Origin of the sequence: Microbacterium proteolyticum, from assembly GCF_029639405.1 — a bacterium.
In the GTDB taxonomy this organism is placed as follows: Bacteria; Actinomycetota; Actinomycetes; order Actinomycetales; family Microbacteriaceae; genus Microbacterium.
Genome location: NZ_CP121274.1, coordinates 602,044 through 623,464, shown reverse-complemented (window position 1 = coordinate 623,464; position 21,421 = coordinate 602,044). Strand labels below are relative to the sequence as shown.

The 21,421-nt window shown below is 71.0% G+C and carries 18 protein-coding genes; 12 read left to right on the top strand and 6 right to left on the bottom strand.

Annotation, left to right across the window (positions count from 1 at the left end; translation table 11 throughout):
• Positions 1–18: 18 nt before the first annotated feature.
• On the top strand, positions 19–1,068 hold the full coding sequence (gene rhaS, locus P8R59_RS03695) for a rhamnose ABC transporter substrate-binding protein (protein ID WP_278102778.1): 1,050 nt from the start codon (positions 19–21) through the stop codon (positions 1,066–1,068).
• A 345-nt stretch (positions 1,069–1,413) separates the two neighbouring features.
• On the opposite strand, the gene P8R59_RS03690 is transcribed toward rhaS, so the two are convergent.
• Positions 1,414–2,412, bottom strand: a complete 999-nt coding sequence (locus P8R59_RS03690; protein ID WP_278102777.1) for a LacI family DNA-binding transcriptional regulator — start codon at positions 2,410–2,412, stop codon at positions 1,414–1,416.
• An 84-nt stretch (positions 2,413–2,496) separates the two neighbouring features.
• Between P8R59_RS03690 and P8R59_RS03685 the strand changes: the two genes are divergently transcribed.
• The 5 genes from P8R59_RS03685 to P8R59_RS03665 all read left to right on the top strand — a co-directional run bounded on the left by P8R59_RS03685 (position 2,497) and on the right by P8R59_RS03665 (position 8,980).
• Positions 2,497–2,925, top strand: a complete 429-nt coding sequence (locus P8R59_RS03685; RefSeq protein WP_278102776.1) for an L-rhamnose mutarotase — start codon at positions 2,497–2,499, stop codon at positions 2,923–2,925.
• A complete protein-coding gene (gene rhaI / locus P8R59_RS03680) occupies positions 2,922–4,088 on the top strand; it encodes an L-rhamnose isomerase (RefSeq protein WP_278102775.1) in 1,167 nt (388 codons plus the stop codon). The genes P8R59_RS03685 and rhaI overlap by 4 nt, the downstream gene beginning before the upstream one ends.
• A gap of 121 nt (positions 4,089–4,209) precedes the next feature.
• Positions 4,210–6,246 (top strand): bifunctional aldolase/short-chain dehydrogenase, encoded by a 2,037-nt coding sequence (locus P8R59_RS03675; protein WP_278102774.1) that lies wholly within the window; start codon positions 4,210–4,212, stop codon positions 6,244–6,246.
• Positions 6,243–7,694: a rhamnulokinase gene (locus P8R59_RS03670; protein ID WP_278102773.1), complete on the top strand. Its 1,452-nt coding sequence runs from the start codon at positions 6,243–6,245 to the stop codon at positions 7,692–7,694. The genes P8R59_RS03675 and P8R59_RS03670 overlap by 4 nt, the downstream gene beginning before the upstream one ends.
• A 32-nt stretch (positions 7,695–7,726) precedes the next feature.
• Positions 7,727–8,980: an alpha-hydroxy acid oxidase gene (locus tag P8R59_RS03665; protein WP_278102772.1), complete on the top strand. Its 1,254-nt coding sequence runs from the start codon at positions 7,727–7,729 to the stop codon at positions 8,978–8,980.
• Between the two features lie 195 nt (positions 8,981–9,175).
• On the opposite strand, the gene P8R59_RS03660 is transcribed toward P8R59_RS03665, so the two are convergent.
• Positions 9,176–10,789: an MFS transporter gene (locus tag P8R59_RS03660; RefSeq protein ID WP_278102771.1), complete on the bottom strand. Its 1,614-nt coding sequence runs from the start codon at positions 10,787–10,789 to the stop codon at positions 9,176–9,178.
• 107 nt (positions 10,790–10,896) lie between these two features.
• Here P8R59_RS03660 and P8R59_RS03655 point away from each other — a divergent pair, with 107 nt between their 5' ends.
• Positions 10,897–12,330 (top strand): helix-turn-helix transcriptional regulator, encoded by a 1,434-nt coding sequence (locus P8R59_RS03655; RefSeq protein WP_278102770.1) that lies wholly within the window; start codon positions 10,897–10,899, stop codon positions 12,328–12,330.
• A 14-nt stretch (positions 12,331–12,344) separates the two neighbouring features.
• Here P8R59_RS03655 and P8R59_RS03650 read toward each other — a convergent pair whose 3' ends face one another.
• Positions 12,345–13,775 (bottom strand): MFS transporter, encoded by a 1,431-nt coding sequence (locus P8R59_RS03650; protein ID WP_278102769.1) that lies wholly within the window; start codon positions 13,773–13,775, stop codon positions 12,345–12,347.
• The gene (locus P8R59_RS03645; protein WP_431606877.1) at positions 13,772–14,233 is read right to left on the bottom strand and encodes a MarR family winged helix-turn-helix transcriptional regulator; all 462 of its coding nucleotides are present in this window, start codon (positions 14,231–14,233) and stop codon (positions 13,772–13,774) included. Before P8R59_RS03645 ends, P8R59_RS03650 begins: the two co-directional genes overlap by 4 nt.
• Before the next feature lie 88 nt (positions 14,234–14,321).
• Here P8R59_RS03645 and P8R59_RS03640 point away from each other — a divergent pair, with 88 nt between their 5' ends.
• The 5 genes from P8R59_RS03640 (at position 14,322) to P8R59_RS03620 (ending at position 18,407) form a co-directional block, all read left to right on the top strand.
• A complete protein-coding gene (locus P8R59_RS03640; protein ID WP_278102768.1) occupies positions 14,322–15,170 on the top strand; it encodes an alpha/beta fold hydrolase in 849 nt (282 codons plus the stop codon).
• A 170-nt stretch (positions 15,171–15,340) separates the two neighbouring features.
• Positions 15,341–16,390, top strand: a complete 1,050-nt coding sequence (locus P8R59_RS03635) for a lipoate--protein ligase family protein (protein ID WP_278102767.1) — start codon at positions 15,341–15,343, stop codon at positions 16,388–16,390.
• Entirely contained in the window at positions 16,387–17,346 is a 960-nt protein-coding gene (locus P8R59_RS03630; protein ID WP_278102766.1) for a DNA-methyltransferase, read from the top strand. The genes P8R59_RS03635 and P8R59_RS03630 overlap by 4 nt, the downstream gene beginning before the upstream one ends.
• 56 nt (positions 17,347–17,402) lie before the next feature.
• Complete coding sequence (locus P8R59_RS03625; protein WP_278102765.1) at positions 17,403–17,702, top strand: DUF2470 domain-containing protein; 300 nt, start codon at positions 17,403–17,405, stop codon at positions 17,700–17,702.
• 51 nt (positions 17,703–17,753) lie between these two features.
• Complete coding sequence (locus tag P8R59_RS03620) at positions 17,754–18,407, top strand: heme oxygenase (biliverdin-producing) (protein WP_278102764.1); 654 nt, start codon at positions 17,754–17,756, stop codon at positions 18,405–18,407.
• On the opposite strand, the gene P8R59_RS03615 is transcribed toward P8R59_RS03620, so the two are convergent.
• Both P8R59_RS03615 and P8R59_RS03610 read right to left on the bottom strand, forming a co-directional pair.
• Complete coding sequence (locus tag P8R59_RS03615; RefSeq protein WP_278102763.1) at positions 18,395–19,399, bottom strand: DUF916 domain-containing protein; 1,005 nt, start codon at positions 19,397–19,399, stop codon at positions 18,395–18,397. The two genes, P8R59_RS03620 and P8R59_RS03615, sit on opposite strands and share 13 nt — an antisense overlap.
• 65 nt (positions 19,400–19,464) lie before the next feature.
• On the bottom strand, positions 19,465–21,282 hold the full coding sequence (locus P8R59_RS03610; RefSeq protein WP_278102762.1) for a hypothetical protein: 1,818 nt from the start codon (positions 21,280–21,282) through the stop codon (positions 19,465–19,467).
• Positions 21,283–21,421: the final 139 nt, after the last annotated feature.

Here is a 21,421-nt window from a genome sequence, read left to right as displayed (position 1 = left end):
CCACGGAAGGAAACAACGATGTTCGCATTCACCCGTAAGACCCGCGTCGGCACCGCCGCCGCCGCCCTCGCCCTGGCGGTCACGCTCGTCGCCACCGGCTGCTCCGGCGGCAGCGGAGGAGGTGACGCCTCGGGCGGCAGCGGCGGCGGTGGCGGCAACCTGTCGATCACGTTCCTGCCCAAGAACCTCGGCAACCCCTACTTCGACACCTCCAACAAGGGCGGCGAAGAGGCCATCAAGGAGTTCGGCGGCACGTACGAGCAGGTCGGCCCGAGCGAGGCGACTCCGACGTCGCAGGTGCAGTACATCCAGACCGCCGCGCAGCAGGGCGTGGGTGGCCTCGTCATCTCGGCGAACGACCCCTCTGCCATCTGCGACGCCCTGGACGAGGCCCGGAGCGCGGGCGTGAAGGTCGTGACCTTCGACTCCGACACCGACGCCAAGTGCCGTGACCTCTTCATCAACCAGGCGACGTCCGAGGGCATCGCCAAGGTGCAGGTCGACCAGATCGCCAAGCAGATCGGCGACGCCGGTCAGGTGGCGATCCTCTCGGCAGCCGCCAACGCGACGAACCAGAACGCCTGGATCGAGCTGATGAAGAAGGACCTCGCGGCCAACCACCCGAACATCCAGCTCGTCGACGTCGTCTACGGCGACGACGACGACCAGACCTCGTTCGACCGCACCGCTGCCCTGCTGCAGACCTACCCCGACCTGAAGGGCATCATCTCGCCCACCACGGTCGGCATCGCCGCCGCCGGCCGCTACCTCTCGACCTCGGCCTTCAAGGGCAAGGTCGCTCTGACGGGTCTCGGCACGCCGAACCAGCTGCGCGAGTACGTCCAGGACGGCACCATCACCTCGTTCGCGCTGTGGAACCCGGCCGACCTCGGCTACCTCGCCGCGTTCGCGACCAAGGCGCTGATCCAGGGTGACATCACCGGCGCCAAGGGCGACACGTTCGAGGCCGGCAAGCTCGGAGAGTTCACCGTGGGTGACGACGCGACGGTCCTCCTCGGCGACCCGTACGTGTTCGACGCCTCGAACATCGCGGACTTCAACTTCTGAGTTCTGCTCCGTCGAGCCCCGGCCGCCCTCGTGGCGGTCGGGGCTCTCGTCGTTTCGCCCGCCCCTCTGTCGCGGCAGTGGGCGCTCGCGCTTCTCGCCCGCGCGCCGCCGTGATGACTTCCGCCATATGTACGCCCCATCACCGCCGCGGCGTACGTTCGGCCTCAGCCATGCGAGGAGGATGCGGTGCAGCCGCGGTCGAGAGAGGGCGAGGGAGATCGGTGACCTGTGGCATCTGGTCGCGCTCCCGGCGTGCGTACGGCCCAAGTCACGGGATGGGGGTGGGGGAGACTCCGCGCACGGTGCGCGTCGCGGGCAGAGGGGTCCGCGAGTGAGCGGCAGGAACTACCCGCTGGACGCGCGCACGACCAGCTCGGGCCGGAACCGCACCTGACGCGAGCCCGGGTCGAGGTCGCCGTCCAACTGCCGCAGCAGCAGGTCGACCGCGGTGGAGCCGAGGAGCTCGGCCGGCTGACGCACCGACGTGAGGGGCACGACGGTCGCGGCGGCGAAGTCGATGTCGTCGTAGCCGACGAGAGCGATGTCGTCGGGCACGCGGATGTCGCCGAGCATCGTGAGCGCCTGCAACACACCGACCGCGAGGAGGTCGTTCGCGGCGAAGACGGCGTCGGGTCGGTCGGCTCGTTCACGGAGGCGCTCGCCGGCGGCGCGGCCGGCGAGGACCGTCATGGCATCCGTCTCGATGATCTCGAGTTCGGCGCCGTCGACCTCGGTGACCGCGCGGCGCGCCCCGGTGAGGCGGTCGGCGACCTGGCGGGTCGTGAGCGGGCCGCCGACGAAGGCGAGCCGTCGTCTCCCCGAGGCGAGGAGGTGGGCCGCGGCGAGGTGCCCGCCTTCGACGTCGTCGACGGAGACCGCGCAGACGTCGTCGCCGGCGGTCTGCTCGTCGACGAGGACGACCGGTATGCCGGCGGCCGCCAGGCGCTCCACGACGTCGCCGGTGGCATCGGCGGGCGTGAGCAGCACACCGGCCACCCGCTGCTCGCGGAACTGGTCGAGGTAGAGGCGCTCGTGGTCGCCGTCGGCTCCGCTCGATCCGAGCAGCACGACGTAGCCGTCGTCGGCGGCGCGGGCTTCGGCTCCGCGCGCGACGGCCGCGAAGAAGGGGTTGCCGACGTCGAGCACGATCAGTGCGATGGACCGGCTGCGGCCGGCGCGCAGTTGGCGGGCGGCGTCATTTCGGATGTACCCGAGTGCCTCGATCGCCGCGCGCACGCGCTCGACGGCGCCGGGCGAGACGGTCTCGCGGCCGTTCAACACGTTCGAGACGGTCCCCACGGAGACTCCGGCGTGCGCCGCGACGTCCTTGATCTTGACCGCCATGATCCGACGACGATATCGCACGGCGGGACGGCATGTGCTATCGTGCGATGAAACGATTCATTGCTTCGAGGAAGAGCAGATCCCATGTCCGGACAGACCACGCGCGTCTGCTTCGAGCTTCGTGTCCGGCCCGAGCTGATCGACGAGTACGTCGCCCGGCACACGCCGGTCCGGGCGGACATGCTCGCCGAGATCGCCGCAGCCGGTCGCCGCAACTACTCCCTGTTCCTCGGCAAAGGCGGGCGTCTCGTCGGTTACTACGAGACCGACGACGATGCCGCCGCCCAGGCCTACCTCGAGACCTCTCACATCGCGGCCGCGTGGGAGGCGGAAATGGCGCCGTTCTTCCTCGGCCTCGAGGGTCGCCCCGACCAGGCCGCGACCGCCCTCACCGAGGTGTTCCACCTCGCCGACCAGCTCGCGGACGCCGAGCCCTCGGCATCCCGCTCCGCCGATCACCCCGCGGAGGCCGGCTCGTCGGCGTCCGCCCCGACCGAAAGCACCCGCCCATGACGACGTTGTCCAACGAGATCCTCGCGACCCTCGAGAGCCAGGCGATCGAGCTGCCCTCCTGGGCGTTCGGCAACTCCGGCACCCGCTTCCGCGTCTTCCCCACCGCCGGCACCCCGCGTGACCCGTTCGAGAAGATCGCGGATGCCGCCGAGGTCAACCGCCTGACGGCACTCGCCCCCACGGTGGCCCTGCACATCCCGTGGGACCTCGTCGACGACTACACGGCCCTCCGCCGTCACGCCGAGGACCTCGGCGTGAAGCTCGGGACGGTCAACTCCAACACCTTCCAGGACGAGGACTACAAGTTCGGCGCCCTCACGCACCACGACGAGCGCATCCGCCGCAAGGCCATCGACCACCACCTTGCGTGCATCGACGTGATGGATGCCACGGGCTCGCGCGACCTGAAGATCTGGCTCGCCGAGGGGTCGAACTACCCCGGTCAGAACGACATGCGCGGCCGTCAGGACCGACTGCAGGACTCGCTGGAGCAGATCTACGCGCGCCTCGCCGACGACCAGCGGCTGGTGCTGGAGTACAAGTTCTTCGAGCCGTCGTTCTACCACACCGACGTTCCCGACTGGGGGACGTCCTACGCCCAGGTCGCCGCCCTCGGAGACAAGGCGCTCGTGTGCCTCGACACCGGTCACCACGCGCCCGGGACGAACATCGAGTTCATCGTCATGCAGCTCCTGCGTCTTGGGAAGCTCGGGTCGTTCGACTTCAACTCGCGGTTCTACGCCGACGACGACCTCATCGTCGGCGCGGCCGATCCGTTCCAGCTGTTCCGCATCCTCACCGAGGTCGTCCGCGGCGGGGGCCTCAACAACCCCGACGTGGCGTTCATGCTCGACCAGTGCCACAACATCGAGGACAAGATCCCCGGGCAGATCCGCTCGGTGCTGAACGTCCAGGAGATGACCGCCCGTGCCCTGCTCGTCGACCGTGACGCGCTGACCGCCGCGCAGCAGGCGAACGACGTCCTCGCCGCCAACGCGGTGCTGATGGATGCCTTCTACACCGACGTCCGTCCCGCCCTCGCCGAGTGGCGCGCGTCGCGCGGCCTCCCCGCCGACCCGATGGCCGCGTTCGCGGCATCCGGCTACCTGCCCCGCATCGCCGCAGAGCGTGTCGGCGGCACCCAGGCCGGCTGGGGCGCCTGATCCCGACCCGCGCCGCCCGCGCCGGGCGGCCCCCACATGGCTTGAGTGTCCAAGACACGCGGATGCGCCCCGCCGGCATCCGCGTGTCCTGGACACCGAATGGTGAAAGGAACCTCCTCGCATGACCAGCTCCACCGCCGCCGACCTCGTCGCGCGCAGCAACCGCCTCGGCTCCGACCCGAAGGTCACCAACTACGCCGGCGGCAACACCTCCGCCAAGGGCACCGACATCGATCCCGTCACCGGCGAGCCGGTCGAGCTGCTGTGGGTCAAGGGCTCCGGCGGCGACCTCGGCACGCTCACCGAGAAGGGCCTGGCAGTGCTGCGCCTGGACCGCATGCGCGCCCTCGTCGACGTCTACCCCGGCATCGACCGCGAGGACGAGATGGTCGCCGCGTTCGATTACTGCCTGCACGGCAAGGGGGGTGCTGCCCCGTCGATCGACACCGCCATGCACGGACTCGTAGATGCCGCGCACGTCGACCACCTCCACCCCGACGCCGGCATCGCGATCGCGACCGCCGCTGACGGCGAGGAACTGACCGCCAAGATCTTCGGCGACAAGGTGGTGTGGGTGCCGTGGCGTCGCCCCGGCTTCCAGCTCGGCCTCGACATCGCGGCGATCAAGGCCGCGAACCCGCAGGCGATCGGCACGATCCTCGGCGGACACGGCATCACCGCGTGGGGTGACACGTCCGAGGAGGCCGAGCGCAACAGCCTCTGGATCATCGACACCGCCCAGGCGTACATCGACGCGAACGGTGCGGCCGAGCCCTTCGGCGGCGTCCGTGCGGGCTTCGCGGCGCTGCCCGAGGCCGAGCGCCGGGCGAAGGCCGCGGCCCTCGCGGCGACGATCCGCGGACTCGCGTCCACCGACAAGCCGATGGTCGGCCACTTCACCGACTCCGACGTGGTGCTGGACTTCCTGGCATCCGAGAAGGCCCCCGCCCTCGCCGCGCTCGGCACGAGCTGCCCCGATCACTTCCTGCGCACCAAGGTCAAGCCGCTGATCCTCGACCTCCCCGCCGACGCGTCGGTCGAGGACGCGATCGCTCGCCTGAAGGAACTGCACGCGGAGTACCGCGCCGAGTACCAGGCGTACTACGACGCGCACGCGGATGCCGACTCCCCGGCAATCCGCGGCGCCGACCCGCTCATCGTGCTCGTGCCGGGCGTCGGCATGTTCTCGTACGGCGCCAACAAGCAGACCGCCCGCGTCGCGGGCGAGTTCTACGTCAATGCGATCAACGTCATGCGCGGCGCCGAGGCGCTGTCGACGTACGCGCCGATCTCGGATGCCGAGAAGTTCCGCATCGAGTACTGGGCGCTCGAGGAGGCCAAGCTCCAGCGCATGCCGAAGCCCAAGACGCACCAGGGCCGCATCGCCTTCGTCACGGGCGCGGCATCCGGGATCGGCAAGGCCATCGCCACCCGCCTCGCGGCGGAGGGCGCGTGCGTCGTCGTCGCCGACCTCGACCTCGAGAAGGCCCAGGCCGCGGCCGCCGAGCTCGGCGGCACCGACGTCGCGATCGGTGTCGCGGCGAACGTGGCGGATGCCGAGGGTGTCCAGGCCGCGATCGACGCGACGCTGCTGGCGTTCGGCGGCATCGATCTCGTGGTCAACAACGCGGGGCTCTCGCTGTCGAAGCCGCTGCTGGAGACCACCGAGAAGGACTGGGACCTTCAGCACGACGTGATGGCGAAGGGGTCGTTCCTCGTGTCGAAGGCCGCCGCGAAGGCGCTCATCGCGCAGAAACTCGGTGGCGACGTCATCTACATCTCGTCGAAGAACTCGGTCTTCGCGGGCCCGAACAACATCGCCTACTCGGCCACCAAGGCCGACCAGGCGCACCAGGTGCGACTCCTCGCGGTCGAGCTCGGCGAGCACGGCGTGCGGGTGAACGGCATCAACCCCGACGGTGTGGTGCGCGGCTCGGGCATCTTCGCCGCCGGCTGGGGCGCCAACCGTGCCGCGACGTACGGTGTGAAGGAAGAGGACCTCGGCCAGTTCTACGCCAACCGCACGATCCTCAAGCGCGAGGTCGTCCCCGAGAACGTGGCCGACGCGGTGTACGTGCTCACCGGGCCCGAGCTCTCCCGCACGACGGGTCTCCACATCCCCGTGGACTCGGGCGTCGCCGCGGCGTTCCTGCGATGAGTGGCTCCGTGTCGGCCGCGGCGGTGCCCGGCGCCGTCCGCGCCGTCGCGGCCGTCGACCTCGGCGCGACCAGCGGGCGGGTGATGATCGGCCGGGTCGGCGATGACACGCTCGCGCTCGAGGAGGTCGCGCGTTTCCCGAACGGACCGGTCGAGCGCGCCGACGGCTGGCACTGGGACATCGACGCGCTGTGGGGACACGTGCGCGCGGGGCTCGCCGAAGCCCTCCGCCGCGAGCCGGCGATCGAGAGCGTGGGCATCGACTCGTGGGCGGTCGACTACGGCCTGCTGCGCGGCGGGGAGCTGCTCGCCGAGCCGTTCCACTACCGTGATGCGCGCACCGCGCGGGGAGTGGATGCCGTTCACGCGGTGATTCCGTTCGAGGAGCTCTCTCGCCGCAACGGTCTGCAGTTCCTGCCGTTCACCACGCTGTATCAGTACGCGGCCGACCCGCGCGTCGGCGAGGCGGAGGTGAGCGTCCTCATCCCCGATCTCATCGCCGAGCGCCTCACCGGGCGCGCGGTCGCCGAACGCACCAACGCCTCGACGACCGGGCTCCTTGACGTGCGCACGGGGGAGTGGGACTCGGCCCTTGCCGAGGCGCTCGGCATCCCGGCATCCGTTCTGCCTCCGCTCGTCGACCCGGGCGAGACGATCGGGGAGACCCCCGCCGAGTTCGGCGCGATCCCGGTCGTCGCCGTCGGCTCCCACGACACCGCGTCGGCGATCGTCGCCGTGCCGCTGTCCACCCCGAACGCCGCCTACATCTCGTGCGGCACGTGGGGGCTCGTGGGACTCGAGCTCGCGGAACCGATCGTGACGGATGCCGCCCGCCAGGCGAACTTCACCAACGAGGGCGGCGTCGACGGGCGCGTGCGCTTCCTCCACAACGTCACCGGGCTTTGGCTGCTGAGCGAGACCGTGCGCGCGTGGGAGGAGGAGGACGGCGCCCCGATCGACCTCCCGCTGCTCCTCGCCTCGGCCGGCGCGGTGTCGCCGCCCGCGCGCCTGTTCGATGCGAACGCCCCAGAGCTCGCGGCCCCGGGCGACATGCCCGGACGCATCGCGGCGCTGATCGGCGCCGATCGCCCGGGCCGTGCCGGGCGGCCGATGTTCGCGCGCATCATCGTGGAGAGCATCGCGGCCGCGTTCGCTCGGGCCGCGCGCACCGCGGGCGGGTTGGCGGGCCGCGAGGTCGACGTCATCCACCTCGTCGGCGGCGGCGCGCGCAACGCGCTGCTGTGCCAGGCGACCGCCGACTGTGCGGGTGTGTCCGTGCTGGCTGGGCCCGTGGAGGCCACGGCGCTCGGCAACGTCCTCGTGCAGGCCCGCGCGCTCGGGTGCTTCGGCACCGACGCGAGCCTCGAAGATCTGCGCGTGCGCGTCGCCCGCGCCTTCCCCCCTGTCCGATACACGCCCCGCGGCTCCGTCGTCGCGGAACCGGCGTAGTCTGTGGTCAGACCACACGAAAGCGAGACTCCATGGTTCAGCGCCAGCTGCCCAAGGTCGGCGAGCTCCTCGAGCTCATGCAGTTCAAGAAGCCCGAGCTCGACGCCCGCAAGCGCCGCCTCGACGCGGCGCTGACGATCGCCGATCTGCGTACGATCGCGAAGCGCCGGACGCCCAAAGCCGCGTTCGACTACACCGACGGTGCCGCCGAGGGCGAGCTCTCGCTCGACCGCGCCCGCCGCGCCTTCGAGGACGTCGAGTTCCACCCCGACATCCTGCGGCCCGCGGCGAATGTCGACACCTCGTGCGAGATCCTCGGTGGGCCCTCGGCCCTGCCGTTCGGCATCGCCCCCACCGGGTTCACGCGTCTGATGCAGACCGAGGGCGAGACCGCCGGTGCCTCCGCGGCGGCGGCCGCCGGCATCCCGTTCACGCTCTCGACCCTCGGGACGACCTCGATCGAGGGCGTGAAGGCCGCGAACCCCGTCGGCCGCAACTGGTTCCAGCTGTACGTGATGAAGCAGCGCGAGATCTCGTACGGTCTCGTCGAGCGGGCGGCTGCGGCCGGGTTCGACACCCTGCAGTTCACCGTCGACACCCCCATCGCCGGCGCTCGCCTCCGCGACAAGCGCAACGGCTTCTCGATTCCCCCGCAGCTCACGCTCGGCACGATCGTGAACGCCATCCCGCGTCCGTGGTGGTGGTATGACTTCCTCACCACGCCCAAGCTCGAGTTCGCCTCCCTCAGCACCACCGGCGGCACCGTCGGTGAGCTGCTGAACGCCGCGATGGACCCGACGATCAGCTACGACGACCTCGACATCATCCGCGGCATGTGGCCGGGCAAGCTGGTCGTGAAGGGCGTGCAGAACGTCGCCGACGCCGCCCGCCTGGTCGACCTCGGTGTGGACGGCATCGTCCTGTCCAACCACGGCGGACGCCAGCTCGACCGCGCGCCGATCCCCTTCCGCCTCCTCCCGCACGTCGTGCGCGAGGTCGGCAAGGACGCCACGGTCATGGTCGACACCGGCATCATGAACGGCGCCGACATCGTGGCATCCATCGCCCTCGGCGCGAAGTTCACGCTCATCGGCCGCGCGTACCTCTACGGCCTCATGGCCGGCGGCCGCCAGGGCGTGGACCGCACGATCGCGATCCTCCGCAGCGAGATCGAGCGCACGATGGCGCTGCTCGGCGTCTCGAGCCTGGCCGAGCTCGAGCCCCGCCACGTCACGCAGCTGACGCGCCTGGTGCCGGTCGCCGACGGAGCGGACGCCCGCGTCTGACGCGGGGCGCGCAGCGTCGGTGATTCGCGCAACCTCAGTCCGAACCGCGTGGATGCCGCTGACCCGGCGCGGATCGCTGAGGTTGTGTCGCATCCGCGGGGTGGGCGCGCAGCGTCGGTGATTCGCGCAACCTCAGTCCGAACCGCGTGGATGCCGCTGACCCGGCGCGGATCGCTGAGGTTCTGCCGCACCCGCTCAGCGGCGCGCCTGCTCCTCCTCTTCCTGGCGGCTGCCGCGCCCGCTCGCGGCGGCGCCGAGCGTGAGCGTCGAGATCAACCCGAGCGTCAGGAATCCGGCTGCGGTGAAGGCGGCGGCCTTCGTGCCGTCGCTGAACGCCGTCCGCGCGTCCGCCGCGAGGTCCTGCGTCTGCGGCGACTGCTCGAGCCCGACGATCGCGGCGCCCGCGCTGTCGACCACCTGCGACACGACCTGGTCCCGCTGCTCGGCGGGCAGCCCCCGGTCGTCGAGGGCGGAGGCGAGCACGCTCGAGGTGGTCGAGAACAGGACGGTCCCGAGGATGGCGACGCCGAGCGCCGCGCCAAGTTGGCGGGAGGTCGACTGCGTGCCCGACGCGGCGCCGCTCTCTGCGGGCGGAACCTCCGCCAAGACGACGCCCGTGAGCTGCGCGGTGGCCAGGCCCACCCCGACGCCGTAGACGAACAGGAAGGGGATGAGGGGTCCCCAGGTGGCATCCGGTCCGATCGTGAAGGCGACGCCGGCGACTCCGATGATCTCCGCGAGGAGGCCCGCGCGAACGATCCACACCGGTGCGACGCGACCGCTCAGGGCGCCGGCGATCCCACTCGCCACGAACGACCCGATGGCCAGCGAGAGCAGGAGGAGGCCGGTCTGCAGTGCGTCGAAGCCGACGACGAACTGCAGCCAGAGGGGGAGGGCGAGGATGATGCCGAACTCCCCGAGGGAGACGACCGCGGCGGCGATGTTGCCGTTGCGGAAGGACGCGATGCGGAACAGGCCGAGGGCGAGGAGTGTCGAGCGCCCGCGCCGCCGGCGGTGGACTCCCCACGCGATGAAGGCCGCCAGGGCGACCAGCGCGACCGCGAAGGCGATCGGCACGGGGGAGAGCGACCACGGCCACTGCCAGTCGCCGATCTGGAGTGTCTGGTCGACCGTCCACCAGCCGTAGGTCCGGCCCTCGATCAGACCGAAGACCAGCGGCGCCATCGTGAGCACCGACAGGAGGGCTCCGACGCCGTCGATGGTCTCGCGCCGGTCGCTGCGCGATTCCGCCACCGTGAAGAGCACGCCGATGACGATGAGGATGCCGAGGGGGATGTTGATCCCGAACGCCCAGCGCCACGAGAACGAGGTGGTCAACCAGCCGCCGAGCAGCGGCCCGACGGCCGCCATGCCTCCGATCGTGGATCCCCACACGGCGAACGCGATGCCACGCTCACGCCCGCGGAACGTCGCGTTGATGAGCGACAGGGTCGTGGGGAGGATCATCGATCCGCCGACGCCCTGGACGAGCCGCGACAGGATGAGCAGCCCGCCGGTGGGCGCGACGGCCGCGGCGATCGAGGCGACGATGAAGATCGCCACGCCGAGCAGCATGAGCCGTCGTCGGCCGAATCGATCGGCCAGGCTGCCGAACACCAGCAGCAGGGAGGCGAAGACGAGGGTGTACGCCTCCTGCACCCATTGGACCTCGGTCGAGGAGATCCCGAGGTCCTCGACGATCGAGGGGACGGCGACGTTCACGATCGTCGAGTCGACGATGATCAGCGAGACGGCGATGCTGATGAAAACGAGTCCCGCCCAGCGGCGGCCGGCCATGCGTTCGTCCATATCGCTAGCTTATCTAGCGAAAAGCCGTGCCGAAAGAGTCATTCGTGGTGCGATCCGGCCGAACCGTCCATCGTCGTGATTTAGCATCAGAAAATGGGGAGCAGGTCGTGATCGCATCGTCGTCCCTGATGAACGTCAAAGCCGTGGCGGAGCGGGTGGTCCGGGGGGTCCTCCCCACCGCTCCGGCGCCCGACGTCGCCGACCTGCGTTTCCTCGCCGATATCGAGGCCGGCCCCGCCCCCCGCGTCTGGGTGGATGCCAGCGCTCAGACGCTCGAGGGGCTGCTGATCGCCCGCGCACGGCTCGATCGCATCGACGACGGCCTCCGCCTGATCGACCGGCATTTCGCGGACGGTCGGATGCGGGCGCCGGGCCGGGTCGACGCGACGGCGCGGTCGCGCCTCTTCTCCGCCGTCGCCGAGGTCTACGCCGCGGCGGGGTGGCCGCGCCGGGCCGGGGAGTACGCCGCCTCTGCGCTCGCCTACTCCGACGACGCCGAGAGCACGTTCCGAGCCCACGCGGTGCGCAGTCTCGCCGCCGCCATCAACGGCGAGTACATCCTGGCGAGCGAGAGCCTGCGCGTGTGCGAGGAGCTGGCATCCGGGTCCGGGTGGGAGACCGTGCACCCCGACTACGATCTGCTGCTCGCGCGCATCCTCGTCGCCTCGGCAGCCCTCGATGCCGAGGCCATGGACCGGACGGCGGAGGAACTGCGCGACGGAGCGCCGCACGATCCGTACTGGCAGTACTCGGCGCGGGCCGCCCGGGCGATGAGCGCTCTCATCCACCGCGACTACGCCGAGGGGATGGTGCTGGTGGCCGCGCTGGCCGGCGGGACCGAGTCGCACTCCGGGCACAGCATGGTGCGGGGGTTCGCGCAGGGGGTGTACGCCGACCTGCTGCTCGCCCGCGGCGAGCCGCGCCGCGCGCTGGCGGTCCTGGAGGGGCGTATCTCACCGCCGGGGCACGCGCTGTGCTTCGACATGCAGCGCGCCGCCGCCCTCATCGCGCTCGGCCGTGAGCGGGAGGTGCTCGAGTCGACGGATCCGTGCATCCGCATGGGCACGCAGCACTGCGTCCGGACGCTCACGCCGCTGCTGCTGCGCCGCGCCGTCGCGCACGCGCGCCTGGGCAACGACGCTGCGGCCGACGCCGCGTTCTCCGAGGGTTTCCACCTCTCCGAGTCGTTGGGCGGTTCGCTCACGCCGTACCTCACTCTTCCCCAGGCCGACCTGCTCGTGCTGCTGGACCGCATGGCGACGCAGCACCCGGGCTCCGAGGACAGGGTCGCCCGCGTGGCGGGAATGCTCGCCCTCGTGCCCACGCACGACCACCGGCCCCCGCTTCCCAACCTGAGTCCCCGGGAGGAGCGTCTGGCGCTGGCGCTGCGCGGTCCGCGCAGCCTGCCGCAGATCGCCGAGGAACTCGACGTGTCGCTGAACACCGTGAAGTCGCAGCTCCGGTCGATCTACGCGAAGCTGCAGGTCTCGGGGCGCGAGGCCGCGGTCGCCGTTCTCGAGGCCCACGGCTTCTACGTCTGAGCGCCGCGCGGAGCTCAGGCCGAGGGGCGGGCGTGCGGTGCCGACCCCACCGGACGTCCCGGACCCGCCGGGCGTCCCGGACCCGCCGGGCGTCCCGGAGCGGAGGAGCGCGGTGAGCGCTCGGCCGGCAGCGGGATCGGCGTCGTGCCGGCGATCTCGTCGCTGAAGTCCTCCGGTTCGGGCGCGATGGTCGTGATCGGGCGCGTCTCGTCGAGCGTCAGCCGGAAGCGCTTCGTCTCGTGCTTGTGCACACGGCCCGACGCGAGCGTCCACGCGACGCCGATGCCGCACGCGAGGAACGCGACGATCGCCGCCAGGGCGATCGCGTAACGCGGGCCGAACGCCTCGGCGACCCATCCCACGATCGGTGCGCCCACGGGCGTCCCGCCGAGCAGGATCGCCATGTACAGTGCCAGCACGCGTCCGCGGAGCGCCGGATCGGTGGTGGTCTGCACGTACCCGTTCGCCGTGGTGAGCATGGTCACGACGCAGAACCCGGTGAGGACGAGCGTCGCCGCATACGTCTCGTAGCTCGGCGCGAGGACGGACAGCGTGGATGCCACGGCGAACCCGCCCGCGCCCACGATCACGACGCGCAAGCGGGCGCGTTCGCGGCGGGCCGCCAGCAGGGCGCCCGCGAGCGAGCCGATCGCGACGAACGAACTGAGGACGCCGAAGCCGTCGGCTCCGCGGCCGAACTCGAGGGCCATGGTGGAGGCGAAGATCGGGAAGTTCATGCCGAAGGCGCCGAGGAGGAACACCATCGCGAACGTGACCACGAGGTCGGGCCGCTTCGCGACGTAGCGGAATCCGTCCGCGAGTCGCGCGGGGCCCCCGCCGCGGTGGTGGGTGACCAGCTCGTGCGGGCGCATGAGGAGCAGGGCGGTGATCATCCCGAGGAAGGTCACGGCGTTGGCGAGGAAGACCCAGCCCGTTCCGACCGCGACGATCATGAGACCCGCCACGGCGGGGCCGATCAATCGCGCGGTGTTGAACGACGCGGCGTTGAGGGCCACGGCGTTGGAGGCGTTCTCCCGGGCGACCAGGTCGGAGACGAAGGCCTGCCGCGCGGGGTTGTCGAAGGCGGTGATGAGTCCGAGTGCCAGGGCGAACCCGAACATCAGCGGCAGCGTCATGACGCCGGTGAGCAGGAGGATGCCGAGCGCGATGGCCAGGAGCAGCATGGCGCTCTGCGTGCACATGATGAGCTTGCGGCGGTCGAAACGGTCGGCGACCCATCCGGTGACACCGACGAGCAGCAGGGGCGGCGCGAACTGCAGCGCCATGGTCACGCCCATCGCGGCCGCGTCGCCCGGGGTGAGCTCGGTGAGGACGACCCAGTTCTGGGCGGTGGACTGCATCCACGCGCCGATGTTCGACACGAGGGCGCCGATGAACCAGACGCGGTAGTTGTAGACCGAGAACGAGCGGAACATCGCACTCATGTGTCTGCCACCTTTCGCATGATCTCGGCCGCGGCCGCCAGTGTCCGCCGTTCGTCCTCGTCGAGGGCGGCGAGGGCCTCCTCCAGCCAGGCGTCCCGACGCCGCACGGTCTCGGCGACGACGAGGCGACCGGCATCCGTCAGCGCGATCGTCACCTTGCGGCGATCGTCGTCGTCGGGGGTGCGGGTGAGATAGCCCGCCTCTTCGAGGAGCGACACCGTGCGGTTCATCGAGGGAGCGGTCACGCGCTCACGATCCGCGAGCTGGCCGAGCGTGTGCTCGCCGTGGATGGAGAGCGCCGCGAGCACCGCGAACTGCCCGTCGCTCATGGTGTCGACCGCGCGCTGGGCGCGCAGGCGGCGGGCGAGGCGGAACGTGGCCATCCGCAGCTCGGAGGTCGGGCTGTGGAGGTCATCACGCGGGCCGGATCGGGGGGATTCGTCGACGCGTTCATTCATGATGCTCGATAGTTAGCATAGCTCATTAGTCTTGCTAAGGGTTCGTCCGATCGTTTTCCGGCCGGGATCGCGCCCCTAGACTCTGCGCATGCCCGAGTTCGTCGACGCCTACGGCATCCCCATCGTGTACGACGTCCACGAGGCGGAGTCCCCGCGGGCCGTCGTCCAGCTGCTGCACGGGGTGGGCGAACACGCCGGGCGCTACGGCGCGCTGATCGACGCCCTCGTCGCCGACGGCTACACCGTCTACGCCGACGACCACCGCGGTCACGGCCGCACCGGCCTCCGGCAGTGGAACGGCGACCACGGCAAGCTCGGACGGCTCGGACCCGGCGGGCTCGGCGCCGCCCGCGACGCGGTCTGGACCCTCACGCAGATCATCCGCGAGACCCACCCCGATCTGCCGCTGATCCTCCTCGGTCACTCGTGGGGTTCGTTCCTCGCGCAGATGCTCGTGGATCGGCATCCGGAGGCCTATGACGCCCTCGTCCTGAGCGGATCCGCGCTCCGCTGGCCCGGTGCCCTGAACTCCGGCGACCTCAACGCCCCGTGGAAGCACCTCAAGGGCACGGGGATGGAATGGCTGTCCAGCGTCGAGCAGGTCGGCCGGGACTTCCTCGCCGACCCCCTGACGACCTCGACGCCGCTGTTGCGCCTGTTCGGCCCGATCGAGACCGCGAAGCTGATCGGCAGGCCCCGGCGCGACCTCGGGCGAGACATCCCGACCCTGCTCCTGGTCGGGCGCGACGACACCGTCGGCGGCCCCCGCAGCGTGCACCTCCTGGCTGACGCGTACCGGAACCGGTCGGGCTTCACCGATGTCACGACCCTCGTCTACCCCGGCGCGCGGCATGAGATCTTCGCGGAAGCCCAGCAGGCCGAGGTGCGCGCGGATCTGGCCGCCTGGCTCGACGCGCGGTTCCCGTCGCGCGACTGAACCCGAGGTGCATCCGTGGCCCCGGTGCCGCGGTGGGTGTGCGGCATACATGTTCCGAGAACAGGGGATGCCGCGGGAACAGGCCGATTCGCGCCGGATCCGCCTGTTGCCGGCGCAGGCCCTGTTCTCGCGCCGCCGCGGAGGGTGCGGGCCCGCCGTAGGCTGGAGGCATGCACGGCGAGTACAAGGTCCCCGGGGGAAAGCTGGTCGTGGTCGACCTCGAGGAGCGCGACGGTCGCATCGCCGGCTTCCACCTCGCGGGCGACTTCTTCCTCGAGCCCGACGACGCACTGGATGACATCGACGCGGCCGTCAACGGCCTGCCCGTCGAGTCGGACGTCCCCACGATCTCCGCGGCGATCCGGGCCGCGCTCCCCGAGGGGGCCCAGCTGCTCGGCTTCACGCCCGAGTCGGTGGCCACGGCGATCCGCCGCGCGCTCGTCACGGCGCCCGGCTGGGGCGACTTCGAGTGGGAGGTCGTGCACGACGCGCCCGTGTCGCCGCGCATGAACCTCGCGCTCGACGAGGTGCTCACCGCGCGCGTGGGCGCGGGTCTGCGCAAGCCGACGCTGCGCCTGTGGGAGTGGAACGAGAACGCCGTCGTCATCGGCTCGTTCCAGTCGCTGCGCAACGAGGTCGACCCCGAGGGCGCCGCGAAGCACGGCTTCGATGTCGTGCGCCGGATCTCCGGCGGCGGCGCGATGCTCATGGCGGCCAACTCGATCGTGACGTACTCGCTGTACGTCCCCGCGTCGCTGGTCGCGGGGATGACCTTCGCCGACTCGTACGCGTTCCTCGACGACTGGGTGCTGCAGGCGCTGCGCTCGCTCGGCATCGACGCGGTCTACCAGCCGCTCAACGACATCGCCGGTCCCCACGGGAAGATCGGCGGCGCCGCGCAGAAGCGCCTGGCCAACGGCGGCGTCCTCCACCACGCGACCCTCAGCTACGACATGGACGGCCAGGTGCTCACCGAGGTGCTGCGCATCGGCCGCGAGAAGCTCAGCGACAAGGGCACCGTCTCGGCGGCGAAGCGCGTCGACCCGCTCCGCAGCCAGACGGGCCTGGCTCGGGATGCCGTGATCCAGCGGTTCATCGACACCTTCACCACTCTGTACGGGGCGACCACCGGGCATGTCACCGACGAGGAGTACGCCGAGGCCGAGGCCCTCGTGACGTCGAAGTTCGACACCGACGCGTGGCTGCAGCGCGTTCCGTGAGCGAACAGACCCTGGACGGCGTGCTCGATCACGGCACCGTCGACATCCACCACGCCGACAATCTCGCGGTAACCCCGGCCCTCGCGGACGGCTCCTTCACCCTCGTCTACCTCGACCCGCCGTTCAACACCGGGCGCACGCGTTCCAAGGCGGTCGAGTCGGCGCTCCGGGCTCCCGCGGCGGACGAGACCCCGGATGCCGAGGAACCCCTGGTCCTGGCATCCGAGCCGCCGCACGATCCGGCGATGCTCGTCTTCCCGGGCGAGGAGCCGGCGCCGGTGCCGGTGATCCACCGCGGGTTCCACGGTCGCGAGTACGCGCGGCTGCGCGGCGACCTGCGCACGTACGACGACCGCTTCGACGACTACTGGGCGTTCCTGGAGCCGCGTCTCGAGGAGGCGTGGCGTCTGCTCGCCGAGGACGGCACCCTGTACCTGCACCTGGACTACCGCGAGGTGCACTACGCCAAGGTCATGTGCGACGCGCTGTTCGGGCGCGATCGGTTCCTCAACGAGCTCATCTGGGCGTACGACTACGGCGCGAAGACCCGGCGCCGCTGGCCGACGAAGCACGAGACGATCCTCGTCTACGTGAAGAACCCGGCTGCCTACTTCTTCGACTCGGATGCCGTGGACCGCGAGCCGTACATGGCGCCGGGGCTCGTCACCCCCGAGAAGGCGGCGCGCGGCAAGCTTCCGACCGACGTCTGGTGGCACACGATCGTGCCGACCACGGGCCGCGAGAAGACGGGGTACCCCACCCAGAAGCCCGAGGGCGTGCTGCGGCGGATGGTGCAGGCATCCAGTCGTCCGGGCGACCGGGTGCTGGACATGTTCGCCGGCAGCGGCACGTTGGGCGCCGTCGCCGCTCCGCTGGGGCGACACAGTGTCCTGATCGACGACAACGCCGACGCCGTCGCGGTGATGCACCAGCGGTTGGCCGCGTTCCGCGACTGAGCGAGGTGGGCTCGGCGCCGACCGCGCGTAGGCGCCGGTGAAGTTAGGGTTGCCTAATGAGCCACGGATTCGCCCCGGAGGTCCGCCGTGCGGTCCTCGCGCACATGAACGACGACCACCGCGACGACAACGTCCTCATCGCCCGGGCGTTCGGCCCCGATCCGGCGGTGGATACGGCCGTCATGGCCGGCTTCGACGGCGACGGCGGGGAGTGGGCCGTCGGTGCCGAGGCGGTGGCGCTGCGGGTCCCCTGGCTCGGCGGGCCGATCACCGAACGTGCGGAGGTGCGGCGGGAGATCGTGGCCCTGTACGACGAGGCGTGCCGGCGTCTCGGTGTCGTCCCTCGTCCGCACTGACCGTCTCAAATAAAGGTGAGGCTAACCTAACCTTTTGCGTATGATGGCCGCATGAGCGACGTCCTCTCCTTCTCCACCGCCCTGCGCGAGCGCTCGCGCACCGCCCACTCCTCGAGCGAGGGCGCGGATTTCATGACGGACCTCATGAACGGCTCGGGCACGCGAGAGGACTACGTCGCCCTCGTCGCCCAGCACTGGTTCATCTACGAGGCCCTCGAAGCGGCCACCGAGCGCATGCGGGTCGACCCGGTGGCATCCGTGTTCCTCAGTGACAAGCTCACGCGCCTGCCCGCGCTCGAGGCCGACCTGGAGTTCCTCATCGGCGCCGATTGGCGCGAGCGCATCTCGCCGCTGCCGACGACCCAGGCGTACGTCGCGCGGATCCGCCGTGTGGCCGCCACGTGGCCGGGCGGATTCGTGGCGCACCACTACACGCGGTACCTCGGCGACCTCTCCGGCGGACAGTTCATCGGCCGGCTCATGCAGCGCCGCTTCGGCTTCGACACGAACGGCGTCCGGTTCTACCTGTTCGGCGACATCGCCGACCCCGAGGCCTTCAAGAACGTCTACCGCGAGCAGCTGGATGCCGCGCCCTGGGACGCGGACGAGAAGGAACGCGTCATCGACGAAGTGCTCGTCGCCTACCGGTTCAACACCGAGCTCTTCGTCGACCTGTCGCGCGCGAAGGCGGCTCAGTCGGCCTGAGTCGGCACGTCGCTTGCGGACACCGCGGCGCTCGCCGCCGCGTTCCGCCGTCGCCGCACGATGAGCACGGTCGTGAGCGCAGCGGCGAGGACCGTGGCGAGCAGCGCGTAGAGGCTCCACGGCGGGGCGGCGGCCGAGAACCCGGCCGTCAGCGGGGCGAGCGAAGCGGCGCCGAGGCCGACCGCCTCGGGCGTCAGCTCGACCGAGCCGCCGACCCACCCGAGGGAGAACACCGGGATCTCGCGGGCGATCTCCACAGTCGATCCGGGGAGCACTTCGGTCAGCTGAGTCGGAGCGCTGCGGGCCCCGAACAGGCCCGCCGTGGCGATCGTCTCCGAGCCCGTCAGCCGCGTGTTGCCGGTGTTCGCGAGGGTGTACTCGACCACGAGGCGGCCCGATTCGAACGGGTTCCAGGATGCCTCGTACCGCGCGGACGTCTGTGACACCACCGCCGCGGGGGCCAGCTCACCGGTGACGCGGAGGTTGATCCGGGTTCCGAGACGCCGGTCGACGGACAGGGTCGACGCGGGGTCGGTGCTCGTGAGCGAGGTGACGATGCCCGCGGCGTGATCGCCGGGGCGCGCGTCGGCGGGCACCGCGATGGTGAAGGGCACCACCGCGGACTCGCCCGGGGAGAGGGAGAGCGACGTCGCGTCGACCGATACCCACGTCCCCGCGTCGCGCGACGGCTGCCCGTCGACGAGGACGTCGATCTCGCCCGTGGATGCCGTGAAGGCGTCGGCGGCGTACACCGCGAGGGGGAGGGGCTCGGTGCCGGTGTTGACCACGGTCATGGCGTCGGAGATCACCGTTCCGGGGTCGACGACGTCGTACGTGAAGTTCGCGCGGCCCGTGCCGTGGTCGTTGTCGGCGGTCTGGACGGTCCAGGCGACGCCGCCGTCGGCAGCGGTCGCGGGTGTCGGCCCGGCGAACGCGAGGGCGAGCAGCAGGGTGCCGATGAGGGCGGTGGGAAGGGGGAGGCGTGCGAGCACGGGCGGGCTTTCTCGGGAACGGACGACGGGGACGCCGGCGCGTGCCAGCGTCCCCGTCGTGAGGGTCACTGCAGGGCGGTGATGGTGAGCTTCGCGGTGTAGTCGCCCGCGGGGGTCGTGCCGGGGATGACGAGCGTCAGGTCGGCTCCGATGGTGGCGCTGGCTGCCGCGGTCGACGACGCGAGCACCCGCGACGTTCCGAGGCCCGTGCCGCCGAGGCGGGCGGACGCGATCTCGGCACCGGCGGCGACGCTCTGTCCGGCCGTCACGACCTTGGGCTTCCATCCGAGCAGGTCACTGGCGAACGAGTCGCCCGCGGAGGAGGCGAAGTCGCCGACCTGCCCCGAGATGCTCCACGTGTACGGGGCGGTGCCTCCGGCGCGCGTGTCGGTCACGACGATGTTCGTCAGCGTCCCGGATGCCGTGAAGTTCGCGCCGTCCTGCACCGCCGTACCGAGGCTGGCCGGGGAGGAGCCGTCGAACGCCCAGCCGAACGAGCCGGTCGGGGCGTCGACCCACGCCGGCACCTCGACGATCACGTCGGAGGAGGAGGCGAACGAGATCGGCGTGAACGTCTCGAACGGGGCGTACACGGTGCCGCTGCCGGCATACGTGTAGATGCCGAAGCGTCCAGCGGCGAGGTTCTGCGCCTCGGTGGTCGTGAGGGCGAGGTCGACCGAGAACGTGCCGTCGGCCGTCAGCTCGATCGCTCCGCTGCCGGCGCCGCCGATCGTGGCCATGCTCGCGGCCGGGACCGCCCACTTCTGCGCGATCACGGAACGCGCCGACGACGCGGCCCCGGCCGAGGGCTGCCACGTGTCGGCGAACTTGCCGAACACGACGTACGTGCCGCTGAACTGTCCGGCGAGCGGGGGGCGCACCCCGTTGGTGGCGGTGCCCGACGGCAGGAACCCGCTTCCGGTGACGGTGACGGTCTCGCCTTGGGCGATGCCGGTGGCCTTGGAGACGGTGACGGTGGGCGTGGATGCCACGGGCGCTGCGGTGTAGGCGACCGAGAGCGCGCTCGCGGGCTTGCGTGAGTCGGCGGACCCGCCCGAGGAGTACCAGTACGAGCCCTGGCCGGTCGCGATCTGGAAGTCGACGAACGACTGCGGGAACGCGCCGGCGGTGCTGCCCGTGGTCACCTGCGCGACCGATCCGGCCGGCAGGGTGACGGTGCGGCCGAGGTAGTCGGGGGTCACGGTGAAGCCGGTGGGTGTGACGTCCACGCCCGTGAGGGTGGCGATGACCACGTTCGCCACCGGGGTCAGCGCCTCGAACTTGTCGGGGTCGTCCATCGAGGTGCCGTAGCCGCCGAGCGTGGCGGTGACGGTGCCGGTGCCGTCGCTCGCGACGGTCAGCTTCGGGTCGGTGATCCACGAACGGGTCATGCCCGAGTAGAACGCCGAGGTGAACGACCCGGTCCACTGGATCTCGGCGGTGCCGGCATCCACGTCGACCGTCCCGGTGCCGCCGGCGATCTCGGCGATGTGCCCCGAGTTCAGGCCGTTGCCGGTGGTGATCGTGGTGCCATTCGCGTCGGTGCGCAGACCCGCGAAGGTGGCGGCGGCGTAGCTGCCGTCCGCCTGCAGCTTCAGGATCCGCGTGTTGCCGTCGCTCTGCTTCCAGTTCGTCGCCGTGACGCGGTCGGCCGACGAGTCGGCGGTGACGATTCCGGCCGACAGCAGGTTGACCGTCCCGGGGGCGAACGCGGCCGCGTTCGCCTCGGCGTTCAGTCCCCAGCGGAAGACGGCGTCGTCGATGGTCGTCCCGACGGCGTGCGCGGGGGCGGCGACGAGCGCGCCGCCGAGGGCCAGCGCCGCCGCAGCGAGGCTGGCAGCGGTGACGCGGACGAACTGGTGTCTGTGCGTGGAGGAGTCCACGTTCGTTCCCTTCTCCGCCCTCCGACGAGTCCCGCGGGCAGGCCGCGGCGCACCCCGGTGAGGTGCTGGAAGGCAGGTTAGGGTTACCTAACCACGAAGTCGGATCTCAGGCAATGTTAAGGGTAGGCTCACCTTACTT